We start from the raw sequence: 16,094 nt of genomic DNA, 5'->3' as shown, positions 1-16,094 counted from the left end.
CCGCTCAACTGTGGGGCACCGTAGCGTCCTCCCCTGTGAGATCGCCCCCACGGGCCTGACGGCCGGCCGACCCCTCGGTAAGGTGGAGCACCGTGTCCGCACGCCGGGGCCCCGTCGCCCGGCCCGACCCGCAGGAATGCCGAACCAGCACCGCACACCCCCGATCCGAGGAGCCCCCGTGAGCACGACCCCCACCCCCTCCAGTCCGCCCGGCCAGGGCGAGCGCGGCGCGACCGCACAGCGCCAGCACCGCCGCCGCTCCGGCTACCCGGGCGGTGTCCACCCGGCACTGGTGCCCGGGGTCGCCGTCGAGGACCGCAACCTGCGCTACGGCACCGACCGCGTCGTGCTGGTCGTCACCGGCGCCCTGATCGCCGGCTTCGTGGCGTGGGGCCTGCTCTCCACCGAGTCCCTCACCGCGGTCTCCTCCACCGCCCTGACCTGGGTCACGACCAACACCGGCTGGTTCTTCACGCTCCTGTCGACCGCCGCCGTGATCTTCATGCTGGTCGTCGGCTTCGGCCGCACCGGCCGGATCCCGCTCGGGCTCGACGACGAGCAGCCCGAGTTCGCCTTCTTCTCCTGGCTGGCGATGCTCTTCGCCGCGGGCATGGGCATCGGCCTGATGTTCTACGGTGCCTCCGAGCCGCTGAGCCACTTCGGTGCCGGCGTCCCCGGCTTCGCCGCCGAGGCCGGCACCGAGGAGATGACCGTGCGCGCCCTCGTGCAGACGGCCTTCCACTGGGGCCTGAACCCCTGGGCCATGTACGCCGTGGTGGGCGCCGCCATCGCCTACGGCACCTTCCGGCGCGGCCGCGCCCCGCTGATCAGCCGCATCTTCGTCCCCCTGCTCGGCCGCAAGCGCGCCGAGGGCGGGCTCGGCCGGCTCATCGACGTCTTCGCGATCTTCGCGACCCTCTTCGGCACCGCCGCCTCGCTCGGCATCGGGGCGCTGCAGATCTCCCGCGGCCTCGAGATCGTCACCGGGTGGAGCGCGACCGGCAACGCCGCGCTCGTGGGCATCATCGCCGTCCTCACCGCCGCCTTCGTGGTCTCGGCGGTCTCCGGCGTGGCCCGAGGCATCCGCTACCTGTCCAACACCAACCTCGTGCTCGCCCTCGTGCTGGCGCTGTTCGTCTTCGTGGCCGGCCCGACCGTGCTGATCCTCGACCTCGTCCCCGCCGTCTTCGGCACCTACCTGCAGGACTACCTGCGGATGACCGGGCACACCGGCGCCTGGGGCGCGGCGACCGCCGACTTCACCGGCGCGTGGACGGTCTTCTACTGGGCCTGGTGGCTGTCCTGGTCGCCGTTCGTGGGCATGTTCATCGCGAAGATCTCCCGCGGGCGCACCCTGCGCCAGTTCGTGACCGTCGTGCTCGTGGTCCCCTCCTCGATGTGCGTGCTGTGGTTCGTGGTCATGGGCGGCACCGCCCTGCACGTCCAGCGCACCGGCACCGACCTCCTCGGCGCGGGCGGGCAGGAGGCGGCCCTGTTCGGCATGCTCGACGCCCTCCCCTGGGGGGCCCTCACCTCCGTGCTGGCCATGGTGATCATCGGCATCTTCTTCGTCACCAGCGCCGACTCCGCCTCGATCGTCATGGGCACCCTCTCCCAGCGCGGTGACCCGGAGCCGCACCGCGGCGTCGTCACCTTCTGGGGCCTGTGCCTGGGCGCGATCGCCGTGGTCATGATGCTCGCGGGCGGGGACGACGCCCTGGCCGGCATGCAGAACCTCGTGACCGTCTCGGCCCTGCCCTTCGCGATCGTGGTGTCCTTCCTCATGGTCGCGTTCTACCGCGACCTGCTCAACGACCCGGCCCTGATCCGCGACCGGTTCGCCCGCTCGGCCGTGCGCAAGGCCGTCATCCACGGCATCCACCAGCACGGCGACGACTTCGCCCTGCGCGTCGAGCACGCCCCCGGCAACCGCGCCGCCGGCGACGAGTTCGACTCCCACGCCCCGGCCATCACCGAGTGGTACCGCGGCACCGAGGGGATCGAGTCCCTCGGCGGCCAGCGCCCGGACGGCACCCACCGCCGCGACGGCGCCGGGTCCGTCCACCCCGCCGACGACGACGCCTCCGGAGCCGGTGCCGGTACCGGTCCCGGCTCCGGCGACGCCGAGGGCCGGCAGCGGCCGGGCGGCGGCGCTCCCCGCGGCTGATCCGCCGTCGCGGCCGGGACGGAGTCCCCGCCGCGACCGCGGCCCGCGCCGGCCCGAGGGCCCGGCAGGAACCCGGACGGTTCCCGCCGGGCCCTCGCGCATCCCCCGGGACGGGGAGTTCCCCCCTCCTCCGCCGGGCGGCCCCGCGGACCCGCCGCACCCCGCCGACCCCACGGACGGGGTCGCACCCGCACTTCCCGGCGGCGCACGGGCCCGCATAGAATGCCCCTCATGTATCCGATCGCAACCGCGGGTGCGGGCCGTCGTGCGGCGCGCCCGCCGGTCGCCCCCCACCGTTCCGCCCCCCGGTCCCGGAGGCGCGTCCTCGGGTGATCGACGTCGACCTCCACCTGGACCCCGCGACCGCGGCGGCCAACCCCTCCGGCACGAGCCTCGCCCGGCTGCTCCCCCTGCCCGTCCGCCGCCCCTTCCTGGTGGGCATCGACGGCCGTTCGGGCGCCGGCAAGACCACCCTCGCCGAGCAGCTGCGCACCGTGCTGCGCCCCGTGCGGGACGTGACCGTGTTCCACCTCGAGGACCTCTACCCGGGCTGGGACGGCCTCGCGGCGGGGATCGAGGAGTACGTGGCGGACGTGCTCGTGCCGCTGCGCGAGGGCCGGGACGCCCACTGGACCGCCTGGGACTGGGTCACCGGGGCCCCCGGCACCCCGCGGCTGACCCGCGTCGCCGAGGTCGTGGTGCTCGAGGGCGTCGGAGCCTGCAGCTCCGCCGCGCGCGAGCTGCTCGACGTCTCCGTGTGGGTCGAGCTGCCCACCGCCCTCCGCCTCGACCGCGCGATCGCCCGCGACGGCGAGGCCTACGCCCGCCACTGGGACCGGTGGGCCGCCCAGGAGGACGCGTACCTGGAGGCCGACCCCGTCTGGGACCGGGTCGACATCCTGCACCCCGGTCCCGTCTGCTGACCCGCGCCGCCAGGAGGACCCCGTGACCAGCACCGTCGTCGTCCTCGACGCCGAGCGTCCCGAGGGCGCGCTCGTCGACCCCGCCGTCCCGCTCGTGCACATCGACGACCAGGGCCTGACCCGCGGCGACGGGGTGTTCGAGACCCTGCGCGCCGTCGACGGGCGGGTGCGGAAGTTCCCCGCCCACCACCGCCGGCTCACCTCCTCCGCCCGCCTGGCCCAGCTGCCCGCCCCGGACGCGGAGCGGTGCCTGCGCGCCGTCGAGCTCGCCCTCGCCCACGCCGGACCGGGCGGTCGGGGGGAGCTGGGGACCGAGCACAGCGTGCGGATCACGATCAGCCGCGGCACCCCCGAGGGCGGGCCCTGGTCGTGGGTCACCGTGAACCCCGTCCCGGAGTCCACGTTCCGCCAGCGCCGCGAGGGCGTCGACGCCGTGCTCCTGCCGCGCGGGCACGACCCCGCCCTGGACGCGGGCTACCCGTGGCTGCTGCCCGGGGCCAAGACGCTGTCCTACGCCGTGAACATGGCCGCCCAGCGCCACGCCCGGACCCTCGGCGCCGACGACGCCGTCTTCACCGCCGAGGACCGCCGCGTGCTCGAGGGCGCGACCTCCTCCGTGGTCTGCGCCCGGGTCCGCGGGAACCGGCGCGAGCTGGTGACCCCCGAGCCCTCGCGCGGGGTCCTGCCGGGCACCACCCAGGCGGCGATCTTCACCGCCGCCCGCGCGGACGGCTGGGAGCTGGGCTACGGCCCCCTCTACCCGGCCGACCTGCTCGCCGCCGACGGCGTGTGGCTGGTCTCCAGCGTGCGGCTGGCCGTCCCGGTGCGGCGGCTCGACGCCCAGCCGCTGCCGGTCGACCCGCAGCTCACGCGCCTCGTCACCGGCTGGGTCGCCGGCGCCTGAGCCGCGGCCCGGCGACCGGGAGGCGCTCCGGCCGGCAGGAGGAGGCCCGTCCGGGCGGCACCCGACGGCGCCGGGGCCGGACGGTCCGGCCCCGGGCGCCGCAGGCGCGCAGCCGCCCCGGACCGGCCCGTCCGGAGGCGAGCGGGGCCGCCGGTCAGGACCAGATGAACCGGTGCTGGCCCGCCAGCACCGCCACGGCCGGCCCGGCCGCCGCGAGCGCGGCGCACGCCGCGAGCACGGCCGCGTCCCGCCAAGACCGCCGGGGCACCCGGGCCCACGTGCGCGGTCCGGCCCCGAAGCCGCGGGCCTCCATGGTCACGGCCAGCCGGGTGGCCCGGCGCAGCGACTGCACGAGCAGCGTGAAGACCTGCCCGCCGAACTCGCGCAGCGCCGCGAGCGGGCCGCGGCCGCCGCCGGCGCCGCGGGCCCGCCGGGCCATCGCGAGCGTGTCCCACTCGGCGGCCAGCACGCCCACGAGCCGCAGCGCCGCGAGCGAGGCGAGCACGAAGCGGGCCGGCAGGCGCAGGGTCTGGGCGAGGCCGTCGGCGAGGTCCGCGGGGTCCGTGGTGAGCAGCACCAGCAGCCCCGGCAGGGCCAGCGCCAGCCCGCGCAGGGCGATCGCGGCGCCGGCGGCCACGGCCCCGGCGGACAGCTGCGTGAGGCCGAGGTCCAGCAGCACCGGCCCGGAGTCCTCCGCGAGCAGCACGGTCCCCCAGCCGCTGACCAGCGCGGCGAGCACCAGGGGCCAGGCGCGCACCAGCAGGGCCAGCGGCCGCTGGCCCGCCAGTCCCAGGAGCACGAGCTCCCCCGCCAGGACGACGCCGGAGGTCACGGGGTCGGCGCTGACCACGAGCACCGCCGTCAGCAGCAGGGCCCCGCCCAGCTTCACGAGCGCGTCCGTGCGGCCCAGCAGGGAGCGCCGGGCCGCCGGGGCGAGGGCGAGGGCGCTCATCGCCGTGCTCCTGCCGCCGGGCGGGCCAGGTCCAGGACCTCGGCGCCGATCGCGCGCACGAATTCGGCGTCGTGGGTCACCGCGAGCACGGACGTGCCCGCCTCGACCAGCTCGAGGAGCAGCTCCACGAGCTCGGCCCAGGTCATGGCGTCCTGGCCGAAGGTGGGCTCGTCGAGCACGAGCACGTCGGGGGCGGTGGCCAGCACGGTGGCCACCGACAGCCGGCGCTGCTCCCCGCCGGAGAGGGTGAACGGGTTCGCCTCCGCCACGTGGGCTAGCCGCAGCCGCGCCAGCAGCCCGTCGGCCAGGCGGCGGCGCTCCTGCGGGTCCGCGCCGGCGAGGCGGGGCCCGTGCTCGAGCTCCTCGCGCACGGTGGGGCGCAGGAACTGGTGCTCGGGCTCCTGGAAGACCGTCCCGATCCGGGCCACGAGCTCGCGCCCGGGCCACGCGAACGGGTCCGGCCCGGCGCCGCGGGCCAGGGCGGGGGCGGCCTCGACGCGCCCCCGGACCGGGGGCAGCAGTCCCGCGAGGGTCAGGGCGGTCGTGGACTTGCCCGCGCCGTTGGGGCCGGTCAGCGCGAGCACCCGCCCCCGGCGGAGCACGGCGTCCACCCCGGCGACGGCCGTGGGCAGGTCCCGCCCGGCGGCCGCGTCGTCCACCGGGCGGCCGGTGCGCGCGGCCCGGCGGCGGGCCCGCAGCTGCCGCCGGGTCGGGCGGGTGCGGGAGACGGCCAGGTCCTCCCCCGTGAGCAGCGGCTCGGGCTCCGGCGCCCCGGGCACCGGCCGCGGGGCCGGGCGGGCGGGCGGCACCCAGCCGGGCACCCACACGCCGGCCGCGCGCAGTTCGTCGCCGGCGGCGCCGAAGACCTCCGCGGGCGGGCCGTCGTGGCTGATCCCGCCGTCGCGGCCCAGGACGACGACGCGGTCCACGGCGTCGGCCCACACGGCGGTGCGGTGCTCGACGACCACGAGGGTCGCGCCGCTGCGCTCGAGGCACGCCAGGACGGCCTCGCGGACCTGCCGCACGCCGTCGGGGTCGAGGTTGGCGGTCGGCTCGTCGAGCAGCAGCAGGCCCGGGTCCGTGGCGACGGCGCCGGCGAGCGCGAGCCGCTGCTTCTGCCCGCCGGACAGGGCCGCGGTGGGGTGCTCCAGGGGCAGGTCCAGCCCCACCCGGTCGAGGGCCTCCCGCACCCGGGGCCAGATCTGCTCCCGGGGCACGGCGAGGTTCTCGAGGCCGAACGCGGTGTCGTCGCCCACGCGCGGGAGCACGACCCCGGACTCGGGGTCCTGCTGCACGAGCCCGGCCCGGCCCCGTGCGCGCTCGGGGTCCGTGCCGTCCACGAGCAGCTCGCCGAGGCGGGCCTGCCCGTCGTCGTCGTGGAGCACGCCCGCGAGGGCGTGCAGGAGGGTGGACTTGCCCGCGCCCGAGGGACCGAGGAGCAGGACCCGCTCCCCCGGGTCGAGGACGAGGTCGATCCCGTGCAGGGAGGGCTCCTCCCGCCCGGGGTGGTGCCAGCCGAAGTCCCGGGCCTCGACCCGGGCGCCGCCGGCGGCGGGCCGGGCGCGGGCGGACGCGGCCGCGGTGGCCGTCACCGGCGCGCGGCCCGGCCGGAGGCGAGGCCGTCGAGCACGCCGGTGCGCGCCAGCGCCCGGACCGCGGCCCACATCAGCGCCCCCGCGAGCACGGCCCCGGACACCACGGCGAGGACGGCGTAGACGACCTGGTGGGAGAGGGCCCACTCGTAGTTGTAGATCAGGTTCTCGCTCACGCCCAGGAACAGCCCGCTGACGGCCCCGGCCAGGACGGCCACCAGCACGTCGAAGCGGCGGTAGCGCCACGCGGCGAGGACGAGCTCCGCGCCCAGGCCCTGGATCAGGCCGGAGAGGATCACGGTCCAGCCGAAGTGGGTGCCGAGCAGGCCCTGCAGCACGGCCGCGAGCAGCTCCACGAACAGCGCCGCGCCCGGCTTGCGGATCACGAGCCCGCCGAGCACGCCGGCCACGAGCCACCCGCCGGTGATCAGCCCGGTCGCGGGCGGGTAGGCCGTGGCGGCGGCGGCCACGGAAGGGTAGAGCAGGTTGGACCAGGCCCAGAACACGACCGCGCACACGGCGGCGAGGACGGCGGCGACGACGATGTCGACGACCCGCCACGAGAGCCGGCGCGCGGGGCGGGTGCGGTCCGTGGGACGGTGGACGGTGGTGTTCACGGCGGTTGCCTCCTGGGCTCAGCGAGCCGATCGGTGCCAGGAGGGGAGGACGGCACGGCGCGCCGTGGCGCGCACGACCGTCCCGAGGTGCTCGACTCCCTTCGCCGGTGCTAACCGGAGCAGGTTCGAGGGTCTGCGGTGATCCGCACTCTCAGCGCTGTGCCGCCGTCGCCGGCGGGGTGCGCTCCCCTGTCGTTCAAGTGCCACCCAGTCTACTGCGCCGGAGCCGCGGCCGGTACCCGGGCCGGTCGCGACCGGGACGGGGGTGCTCCGGACGGGATGCGCGGGGCGGGTCCGCGCCCGGACGTGCGCGAGGGCGGGGCTCCGCCCCCGGTTCCCCGGGGCGGAGCCCCGCCCTCGCGCACCGCTGCCGCGGGCTCAGACCTCGGAGCCGCTGGTGGCCTTCGGCCGGTTCTCCAGCTCGTGGACCTTGCGGCTGATGGCGACCTTGATGACCGTGCCGACGAGACCGGTCATCAGCGCCCAGATGATGATGCCCGTCCAGGCCTCCTCCGGGTCCGGGTTCTTGGCCGGGGGCTCCTGGCCCGTGACCTTCTTCCAGCCGGCGGCCAGGACCTTGTTCGTCAGGGCTACGCCGCCGAGGGAGGCGCCGGTGCCGAGCAGGTGCAGGATCTGGGTGTTCATGGGCGGGTGCTCCTTCTGGGTCGCGGGCCGGGGCGGGGGCCCCTGGGATCCGTCCCAGCCTAGCGCGTCCGCCCGGGGCCGTCAGTGTGCTGTCCGTCGGGGCCGACGCGGTTGAGCACCTCCTGCAGGTCGTCCTGGGTGAGGGTGTCGCGGTTGAGGTGCTTGGTGCGGTAGGTCGAGCGCCCCACCATGTGCGCCGAGACGGGCACCGTGAGCAGCTGGAACACCCACCCGAGCACGATCAGCGGGATCATCCACGCGTTGCGGCTGCCCAGGGCGACCGCGGTGAGCATCAGCAGCAGCCCGAAGACCTGGGGCTTGGTGCCGGCGTGCATGCGGGTCAGCAGGTCGGGGAAGCGGACGAGGCCCACGGCCGCGGCCAGCGACATCAGGGCGCCGACCACGAGGCACACGGCCGTCGCCGCGTCCAGGACGGTCTCGGTCACGGGGCTCACCGCCCGTGCTCGGCGGTCTGGGTCGCGAAGCGCGCGACCGTCACGGAGCCGATGAAGCCCACGAGCGAGACGATGACCATGAGCACCAGGTTGTCCAGGTGCCCGTGGTAGGCCATGTCCACCGCGAGGGCGGCCGCGACGATCGCGAGCAGCACGTCGGTGGCCACGACCCGGTCGAGCAGGGACGGGCCCTTGGCCAGGCGGTAGAGGGTGCCGGCCGCGCCCAGGCTCAGCAGCACGGCGGCGATGCCCACGGCGATCTCCATCACGGGCGGTCCTCCTCGGTCGCGGGCCGGGTCTGCCCGGCGGGTGGGTCGGTCGGGGGTCCGGCGTGTCCCGCGCGGTCGTCCTCGGGCCGGGGCCCCTCGTCGGTCCGGGCGGCGGTGTGACCGGCGGGGCCCCGTCCGGGCCCGGGCGGGCCGGCCTGCACCGGGGTGCCCGGGCCGTCGTGGGCCGGATCGTCCTGGGCGCGGTGGTCCGGGCCGGCCCGACCCGCGCCCGGCCCGTCCGGCTCCGTGGACCCCGCCGCGGCTCCGTCGTCGCCCCGGCCCCGCACGATCTGCTGCTGCGAGGTGATGGGGGCGCGGATCGCGGCGCTGTCCGGGTCCGCGCCCGTCCCGGGGCGGCGCTCGGCGCGCAGGGCCGCGAGCTCCTCGCGGGTGCCCATGATCCGGATCCAGGCCGCCTCGATGCGCAGCACGGCGCGGCGGAAGTCCTCGGCCTGCTCCGGGGTGCGGACGTTGAGGGCGTGGAAGTACAGGGTGGCGCCGGCCCGGTCGACCTCGATCACGAGGGATCCGGGGATCAGCGTCATGGTGTGCCCGGTCGCGGTGAGCAGCAGGTCGGAGCGCGTGCGCAGCTGCACGCCGACCACGGCGTTGCGCGTGCGCGGTCCCACGAGCAGCGCCACGAGCAGCACCTCGAAGCTGGCCTTCGCGACCTGCCACACGAAGGTGGCCGTGAACAGCGCGAAGTGCACCGGGTTGAAGCGCCCGGAGAGCTGGACCGGCGGCAGGTAGAGCACCCAGGTGACGAGCAGGGCCAGCAGCGCCCCGAAGACCAGGTTGCCGGCCCGGAAGTCGCCCCACAGGGCGCCCCAGACGAGCACGAGCCACACCAGCAGGGGCAGCTCGACGAGCAGCGGGTTCCGGGGCCGGGTCACGGGGCCTCCTCCACGACGGGCTGGGGGCCCGTGGACAGGTCCAGGACCGCGCCGACGTAGCGCTCGGGGCGCACGAGGTTCTCCGCGGCGTTGTCCGCGAGCTGGAACAGCGGTCCGGCGAAGACGGTCAGGGCCACCCCGACGGCCACGAGCGCGGAGGTCGCCCCGAGCATCGACGGCGACATCAGCCGGACGTCGCCCTTGCCGCCGAAGCGGCCCGCCTGGTCGTCGACCCCGCCGGAGGTCAGCAGGAAGCGGGAGCCGGCCGGCACGGGGGCCATCAGGATCGGGTCGGGGTACTCGGCGTCCTCCGGGGCGCGCAGGAAGGCGCGGTTCCACACCCGGATCAGCGCCATCAGCGTCAGCAGGGACACGAGCACGGCACCGGCCACGAGGACGTAGGAGAGCCAGTCCCCGCGGGCCACGCCCGCCTGGAGCAGGCCCGCCTTGCCGAGGAACCCGGAGAACGGCGGGATCCCGCCGAGGTTGAGCGCGGGCACGAGGTAGAGCAGGCCCAGCAGCGGGGAGATGCGGGCCAGGCCCGCGAGGCGGTCCACGTTCGTGGACCCGCCGCGGCGCTCGATCAGCCCCGCCACGAGGAACAGGCTGGTCTGGATCACGATGTGGTGGGCCACGTAGTACACGGTGGCCGCGAGCGCCTCGGCGGTGCCGACGGCCACCCCGAAGATCATGTAGCCGATGTGGCTGATCAGCGTGAACGAGAGCATGCGCTTGATGTCGATCTGGGCGAGGGCGCCGAGGATGCCCACGACCATCGTCAGCAGTGCGACCGTCATCAGCAGCCCGTCGATGCGCTCGGCCGGGAACAGCAGGGTCTCGGTGCGGATGATCGCGTACACGCCGACCTTCGTCAGCAGGCCCGCGAACACGGCGGTGACGGGTGCGGAGGCCGTGGGGTAGGAGTCGGGCAGCCAGAAGGACAGGGGGAAGACGGCGGCCTTGATCCCGAAGGCGATCACGAGCATCAGGTGCAGCTGCAGCTGCGTGCCCACGGGCAGCTCGGCGAGCTTCACCGACAGGTCCGCCATGGTGATGGTGCCGGTGGCCCCGTAGATCATCGCGATGGTGATGAGGAACAGCACCGAGGAGATCACCGAGACGACCACGTAGGTGACGCCGGTGCGGATGCGCTGGACGGTCCCGCCCATCGTCATCAGCACGTAGGAGGCCACGAGCAGGATCTCGAAGCCGACGTAGAGGTTGAACAGGTCCCCGGCCAGGAAGGCGTTGGAGACCCCCGCCACGAGGATGAGGAAGGAGGGGTGGAAGATCGAGATCGGCCCCTCGTCGTCGCCGTCGGCCACGCCCTGGCCGGTCGCGTAGACGAGCACGGACAGCGAGACGACCGTGGAGACGACCAGCAGCAGGGAGGAGAGCTGGTCGACGACCATGACGATGCCCCACGGGGCCTCCCAGCCGCCCAGGTGCACGGCCTGGGGGCCGAGGTCCCAGGTGCCGACGAGCACGACCGTCTCGACGACGAGGCTGAGCACGAGCGCACCGATCGCCACGGTCCGCTGCAGCCGGTTGCGCCGCAGCAGCAGCAGGTTCAGGGCGGCGCCGAGGAACGGGATGATCACGGCCAGCGGGGCCAGCTGCGCGGGGTTGAGGGTCATCGGGTCCCCTCCCGTCCGGCCGTCGGCGCGCCCGGGGCCTCGACGTCCTCGTCGGGGTCGCGCCCGGCCGCCTCGTCGCCGGGCGAGGTGTCGAACTCCGTGGTGTCGGCGGGGATCTCGGCGTCGTCCTCCACGTCGTAGGAGGACTGGCGCGCGACGCGGCGGTCCTCGACGTCGTCCTGGATCTCGTCGCGGCGCCCGAGCACCCACGAGCGGTAGATCATGCCGAGCAGGAACGCGGTCACGGCCAGGGAGATCACGATCGAGGTGAGGATCAGCGCCTGGGGCAGCGGGTCGCTGTAGTCCTCCCCCGCCAGGGCGGAGTCGTAGAGGGGTGCCGCGCCGGGGCGCCCGCCGGTGTGCAGGATCAGCAGGTTCGTGCCGTTGGTCAGCAGCACGATCCCGAGCAGCACGCGGGTCAGGGAGCGCTCGAGCAGCAGGTACACGCCCACGGTGTAGAGCACGCCCATCACGAGCAGCAGGGTCAGGTTCACGCTCACCGGGACCGCCCCCCGTCCTCGCCGGCGGGCGCTCCCGCCGTGGCCGGGCGCGACCCGGCGCGCGGCACGGGGGTGGCCCGGCGCCCGGAGAGCCGGATGCGCGTGCCGCCGGTGCGGCGGCGCCGGCGCACCGCATCTTCCTCGACGCGCTCGTCGATCCGCCCGCCCAGGGAGCGGAGGATGTCGAGGATCAGCCCCACGACGATCAGGTAGACGCCGATGTCGAAGACGATGGCGCTGACGAACTTCTGCGGCCCGAACAGGAGCAGGTCGACCTCCCAGGTGTAGCTCTGCATGACGGACCCGCCGAGGAAGACGGGGGTGATCGCGTACAGCGCGGTGATCGCGAGTCCGGCACCGAGCATGGTGCCGGCGTTGATGGGCGTGGCCTGCTCGAGCTCGTAGCGCCCGCCGGCGAGGTAGCGCACGGCGAGGGCGAGCCCGGCGAGCAGGCCGCCGGCGAACCCGCCGCCGGGGTCGTTGTGCCCGGCCACGAGCAGGTAGAGCGAGACCATCATGAAGGTGTGGAAGAGCAGGCGCGTGACCACCTCGAAGACGATCGAGCGCCGCTCGGGGGCCAGGGTGTGCCCGGCCAGCAGGAAGGGGTCCTCCTCGGCCGCGCCGGAGCGGGCGAAGCGGCGCGCGAGCGTCAGCTCCGCCTCCCGGCCCGTGTCGTCGAGGGCCTCGGCATTGCGGGTGCGCAGCACGCGCATCTGCCCGGTGTCCGGGCCGGAGCGCACGATCCGGTCCCCGCGGCCGGTGACGAAGATCAGGGAGGCCACGCCGGTCGCGGCGAGCACGAGCACGCTGATCTCCCCGAAGGTGTCCCAGGCGCGGATGTCCACGAGGATCACGTTGACCACGTTCTGCCCGTCGCCGAGCTCGTAGGCCATCCGCGGCAGCTCGAGGGAGATCGGGTCCGCCGAGCGGGAGGAGATGCTGAAGGCCGCGAGCGCGGTCATGAAGACCCCGAAGGCCACGGCGATGCCGGCGCGCAATGCCCGGTGACCGGTGGGGTTGCGGTGCCACAGCGGGGCGGGCAGGGAGCGCAGCGCGAGCACGAAGGCGATCAGGGAGACGGTCTCCACGAGGGTCTGGGTCAGCGCGAGGTCCGGGGCGCCCTGGAGCGCGAAGATCAGCGCCAGCCCGTAGCCGGTGACCGACACGAGCAGCACGGCCAGGAACCGCTTGCGCGCCAGCGGCACGAGCAGCGCCGCCACGACCATCACGACGCCGGCCACGAGCTGACCCGGGCCGTCCGCCCAGTGGACCGCCGCCAGCGGCGGGGTCTCGGCCGCGAAGAGCACGATCGCCGGGACCACGATGGCGGTCAGCAGGATCACGGAGAGGTAGAACGACAGCGACCCGCGCTGGGTGCGGCCGGTGATCCACACGGCGAGCAGGTCCAGGACGTTGATGGTGCGCCGGTACAGCAGCTCTCCGGGCGGCAGCGCGGGCAGGGCCCGCTGCAGGTCGCTGACCGGTCGCTTGGCCAGGTACAGCGCGGTGCCCGCGGCGAGCACGAGCGCCGAGAGCCCGAGCGCGGGGGTGAGCCCGTGCCACAGGGCGAGGTAGAACTCGTGGCCGGCCACGACCGGGAACTGGTCGACGTACGGCTGCAGCATCGCGTCCACCGGCGCGGGCCACAGCCCGTAGACCACGGTGAGGACCGTCAGCAGCGCGGGGGCGGCGAGGAAGGACGGCTCGATGCGGTCGACGTCGCTGATCACCGACCGGCCGCCGACGCCCTCGTCGAGCTCGGAGAAGTGCGCGGACTTGTGCGCGAAGCCGCCCCACACGAAGCGGGCGCTGTAGGCGAAGGTCAGCACCGAGCCGACCACCAGGCCCGCGAGCACGAGCGTGCCCCACGGCTCGCCGGTGGCGTGCACGAAGGCCGTGAGCACGGCCTCCTTGGTCACGAACCCGGCCAGCGGCGGGACCCCGGCCATCGAGGCGGCGGCCACGAGCGCGACGCCGAAGAGCACGGGCACCCTGCGGAACAGCCCCGACAGGCGGCGGATGTCGCGGGTCCCGGCCCGGTGGTCGATGATGCCGACCACGAGGAAGAGCGTGGCCTTGAACAGCCCGTGGGAGAGCAGCATGGCCATCCCGGCCTGGGCGGTGTCCGCCGAGCCCCAGCCCACGACCACCACGAGGAAGCCGAGCTGGCTGACGGTCCCGTAGGCGAGGATCAGCTTGAGGTCGTACTGCTTGAGCGCGACCCACCCGCCGAAGAGCATCGTGGCCAGGCCCAGGACGACGACGACGGGCTGCCACAGGGCGGTCTCGGCGTAGCCGGGGGCGAAGCGGGCCACGAGGTAGACCCCGGCCTTGACCATCGCCGCGGCGTGCAGGTACGCCGAGACGGGGGTGGGGGCGGCCATCGCGGCCGGCAGCCAGAAGTGCAGCGGGATCAGCGCGGACTTGGTCGCCGCGCCCACGAGCAGCAGCAGCACCGCGACGTCCACCACGGTGCCGGCCTGCGCGAGCTCGGGGGCCCGCTCGAGCAGCGCGGAGATCCGGTAGGTGCCGGCGGTCTCGCCCAGCATGATCATCCCGACCAGCATCGCGAGCCCGCCGGCGGTGGTGACCACGAGCGCCTGCAGGGCGGCCCGGCGGGCCGAGAGGCGGGTGCGGCTGTAGCTGATGAGCAGGAAGGACAGGACGGTGGTGATCTCCCAGAAGACGAACAGCAGCAGCAGGTCGTCGGCCGTCACCAGCCCGAACATGGCCCCGGCGAAGGCCAGCAACTGGGCGCCGAAGCCGCCGACGCCCTCGGCGCCGGACTTGAAGTACCGGGCGCAGTAGAAGAGCACGAGCGAGCCGACGCCGAGCACGAGCAGGGACATCACCCACGCGAGGGCGTCCATGCGGAAGGCGATCCCGAGGTCGAGGGACGGGATCCAGGTCCAGGACTCGGTCCAGCCGCCCCCGGGGCCGTAGACGCGGGGGGCGGCGGCCAGCAGCCAGACCAGCCCGGCCAGCGGCACGGCGGCCAGGACGTAGAAGGCGCTGCGGCCCATGCGCGGGAACAGGAGGGGCGCAACCGTCGCCGCCACTGCGTGGAGCAGGAGCACGACGGTCATGGGGCGCCTCCAGAGGGTCGTGGGGCGGGGTGCTCCCCCGCGGAGAGACCACCCTATCAAAACGGAATTCCCGCCCTGTTGCGCGCTCGCCGCGCCGTTGCGCGCAGCGCGCCCCGGTCCGGCCCGGCGCGCCGCCTAGCATGACGGCATGGACGCCCCTCCCCCCGCCCCCGCACCGGCCCGCACGGACACCGCCCCCGACCGCCGCCGGGTGTGGGCCTGGAGCCTGTGGGACGTGGGGTCGGCGGCGTTCAACGCGGTGATGACCACGTTCGTGTTCACGGTCTACCTCACCGGCGAGGCCTTCGGCGGGGAGGACCGGGCCTCCGCCGCGCTGGGCTGGGGCATGGGCGCCGCCGGCGTCGTCGTGGCCCTGCTGGCCCCGGTGGTGGGCCAGCGCAGCGACGGCACCGGGCGGCGCCGGTTCTGGCTGGGCACGAACACGATGCTCACGGCGCTGCTCACGGGCCTGTGCTTCTTCGTGCTGCCCGACCCGTCCTACCTGTGGCTCGGCGTGGGGCTGCTGGCGCTGGCCAACGTCTTCGACGAGTTCGCGGTGGTCAACTACAACGCGATGCTGCCGGGCCTCGCCGGCCGGGAGCACATCGGCCGGGTCAGCGGACAGGGCTGGGCGATGGGCTACTTCGGCGGGATCCTCGCCCTGGCGATCGTCCTGTTCGGCTTCGTCAGCCCCGGGCTGCTGGGGCTGCCCGAGGAGGACGCCCTCAACGTCCGGGCCGTGGCCCTGTTCTCGGGGCTGTGGATCGCGGCGTTCTCCGTCCCGGTGCTGCTCGCGGTGCCCGACGCGCCACCGGCCCACCGCGGCCCCCGGTTCTCCGTGCTGCGCTCCTACCGGCAGCTGGGGCGGACCCTGCGGGAACTGTGGCGCGACGCCCCCGACACCCTGCGCTTCCTGCTGGCCTCCGCCGTGTTCCGGGACGGGCTCAACGCGGTCTTCACCTTCGGCGGGGTGATCGCCGCCGGCACGTTCGGCTTCGGCCTCACCGACGTGATCGTCTTCGCGATCGTCGGCAACGTCGCCGCGGGCCTCGGCGCGCTCGTGGGCGGGCGCCTCGACGACCGGCTCGGCCCGAAGCGGGTGATCCTCGGTGCGCTGCTCGGGGTGCTCGCCGCGGGGACCCCCCTGCTGTTCCTGGAGAGCACGGCCGCGTTCTGGGTCTGCGGGCTCGCGCTGTGCCTGTTCGTGGGCCCGGCGCAGTCGGCCTCCCGCACGTTCCTGGGCCGGCTCACCCGGCCCGGCGGCGAGGGCGCCCTCTACGGCCTCTACGCGACCACGGGCCGGGCCGTGAGCTTCCTGGCCCCGACCCTCTTCGCGGTGTTCGTCTCGGCGCTCGGGGCCCAGCGCTGGGGGATCCTGGGGATCCTGCTCGTGGTCCTCGCCGGCACCGTCCTGCTGCTGGGCGTGCGCCCGCCGGCGGCCCGGGACCGCTGAC

General features: G+C 75.1%; 14 protein-coding genes and 1 riboswitch. Of the genes, 4 read left to right on the top strand and 10 right to left on the bottom strand.

The window, feature by feature from the left end; translation table 11 throughout:
- Positions 1-178: 178 nt before the first annotated feature.
- The 3 genes from LQU92_RS12830 (at position 179) to LQU92_RS12820 (ending at position 3,994) form a co-directional block, all read left to right on the top strand.
- Entirely contained in the window at positions 179-2,167 is a 1,989-nt protein-coding gene (locus LQU92_RS12830) for a BCCT family transporter (protein WP_230781179.1), read from the top strand.
- A 329-nt stretch (positions 2,168-2,496) separates the two neighbouring features.
- The gene (locus LQU92_RS12825) at positions 2,497-3,090 is read left to right on the top strand and encodes a uridine kinase (RefSeq protein WP_230781177.1); all 594 of its coding nucleotides are present in this window, start codon (positions 2,497-2,499) and stop codon (positions 3,088-3,090) included.
- A 22-nt stretch (positions 3,091-3,112) separates the two neighbouring features.
- The gene (locus LQU92_RS12820) at positions 3,113-3,994 is read left to right on the top strand and encodes an aminodeoxychorismate lyase (RefSeq protein WP_230781175.1); all 882 of its coding nucleotides are present in this window, start codon (positions 3,113-3,115) and stop codon (positions 3,992-3,994) included.
- A gap of 154 nt (positions 3,995-4,148) precedes the next feature.
- Here LQU92_RS12820 and LQU92_RS12815 read toward each other — a convergent pair whose 3' ends face one another.
- The 10 genes from LQU92_RS12815 to LQU92_RS12770 all read right to left on the bottom strand — a co-directional run bounded on the left by LQU92_RS12815 (position 4,149) and on the right by LQU92_RS12770 (position 14,640).
- Positions 4,149-4,946, bottom strand: coding sequence for an energy-coupling factor transporter transmembrane protein EcfT (locus LQU92_RS12815; RefSeq protein ID WP_230781173.1), 798 nt, complete (start codon positions 4,944-4,946; stop codon positions 4,149-4,151).
- Positions 4,943-6,538 carry an ABC transporter ATP-binding protein gene (locus LQU92_RS12810; RefSeq protein WP_230781171.1) on the bottom strand — a complete coding sequence of 532 codons (1,596 nt, stop codon included), beginning with the start codon at positions 6,536-6,538 and terminating at the stop codon, positions 4,943-4,945. Before LQU92_RS12810 ends, LQU92_RS12815 begins: the two co-directional genes overlap by 4 nt.
- A complete protein-coding gene (locus LQU92_RS12805) occupies positions 6,535-7,155 on the bottom strand; it encodes an ECF transporter S component (RefSeq protein WP_230781169.1) in 621 nt (206 codons plus the stop codon). The genes LQU92_RS12810 and LQU92_RS12805 overlap by 4 nt, the downstream gene beginning before the upstream one ends.
- A 79-nt stretch (positions 7,156-7,234) precedes the next feature.
- Positions 7,235-7,356, bottom strand: a riboswitch (TPP riboswitch).
- A gap of 177 nt (positions 7,357-7,533) precedes the next feature.
- Positions 7,534-7,800, bottom strand: coding sequence for a DUF4235 domain-containing protein (locus tag LQU92_RS12800; RefSeq protein WP_230781167.1), 267 nt, complete (start codon positions 7,798-7,800; stop codon positions 7,534-7,536).
- 59 nt (positions 7,801-7,859) lie between these two features.
- On the bottom strand, positions 7,860-8,246 hold the full coding sequence (gene mnhG, locus LQU92_RS12795; protein ID WP_257879672.1) for a monovalent cation/H(+) antiporter subunit G: 387 nt from the start codon (positions 8,244-8,246) through the stop codon (positions 7,860-7,862).
- Between the two features lie 5 nt (positions 8,247-8,251).
- Positions 8,252-8,521: a monovalent cation/H+ antiporter complex subunit F gene (locus tag LQU92_RS12790; protein ID WP_255667557.1), complete on the bottom strand. Its 270-nt coding sequence runs from the start codon at positions 8,519-8,521 to the stop codon at positions 8,252-8,254.
- Positions 8,521-9,417: a Na+/H+ antiporter subunit E gene (locus tag LQU92_RS15345; protein WP_308071635.1), complete on the bottom strand. Its 897-nt coding sequence runs from the start codon at positions 9,415-9,417 to the stop codon at positions 8,521-8,523. Before LQU92_RS15345 ends, LQU92_RS12790 begins: the two co-directional genes overlap by 1 nt.
- Positions 9,414-11,054 carry a Na+/H+ antiporter subunit D gene (locus LQU92_RS12780; protein ID WP_058859589.1) on the bottom strand — a complete coding sequence of 547 codons (1,641 nt, stop codon included), beginning with the start codon at positions 11,052-11,054 and terminating at the stop codon, positions 9,414-9,416. The genes LQU92_RS15345 and LQU92_RS12780 overlap by 4 nt, the downstream gene beginning before the upstream one ends.
- The gene (locus LQU92_RS12775; protein WP_058859590.1) at positions 11,051-11,554 is read right to left on the bottom strand and encodes a Na(+)/H(+) antiporter subunit C; all 504 of its coding nucleotides are present in this window, start codon (positions 11,552-11,554) and stop codon (positions 11,051-11,053) included. The genes LQU92_RS12780 and LQU92_RS12775 overlap by 4 nt, the downstream gene beginning before the upstream one ends.
- Entirely contained in the window at positions 11,551-14,640 is a 3,090-nt protein-coding gene (locus tag LQU92_RS12770; protein ID WP_230781165.1) for a Na+/H+ antiporter subunit A, read from the bottom strand. Before LQU92_RS12770 ends, LQU92_RS12775 begins: the two co-directional genes overlap by 4 nt.
- A gap of 148 nt (positions 14,641-14,788) precedes the next feature.
- On the opposite strand from LQU92_RS12770, the gene LQU92_RS12765 reads away from it, so the two are divergent.
- Entirely contained in the window at positions 14,789-16,093 is a 1,305-nt protein-coding gene (locus LQU92_RS12765) for an MFS transporter (protein WP_230781163.1), read from the top strand.
- Position 16,094 lies beyond the last annotated feature (1 nt).

The organism is Kocuria sp. LUK (genome assembly GCF_021012935.1).
Lineage (GTDB): Bacteria > Actinomycetota > Actinomycetes > Actinomycetales > Micrococcaceae > Kocuria > Kocuria flava.
Note: the sequence above shows the minus strand (reverse complement) of the source record. Positions and strands in the feature narration are given on the sequence as shown.

Bases quoted from the DNA above. Each gene is read 5' to 3' on its own strand.
- LQU92_RS12815 (WP_230781173.1), bottom strand. From the start codon at position 4,946: ATGAGCGCCCTCGCCCTCGCCCCGGCGGCCCGGCGCTCCCTGCTGGGC.
- LQU92_RS12800 (WP_230781167.1), bottom strand. From the start codon at position 7,800: ATGAACACCCAGATCCTGCACCTGCTCGGCACCGGCGCCTCCCTCGGC.
- LQU92_RS12790 (WP_255667557.1), bottom strand. From the start codon at position 8,521: ATGGAGATCGCCGTGGGCATCGCCGCCGTGCTGCTGAGCCTGGGCGCG.
- LQU92_RS12780 (WP_058859589.1), bottom strand. From the start codon at position 11,054: ATGACCCTCAACCCCGCGCAGCTGGCCCCGCTGGCCGTGATCATCCCG.
- LQU92_RS12770 (WP_230781165.1), bottom strand. From the start codon at position 14,640: ATGACCGTCGTGCTCCTGCTCCACGCAGTGGCGGCGACGGTTGCGCCC.
- LQU92_RS12765 (WP_230781163.1), top strand. From the start codon at position 14,789: ATGGACGCCCCTCCCCCCGCCCCCGCACCGGCCCGCACGGACACCGCC.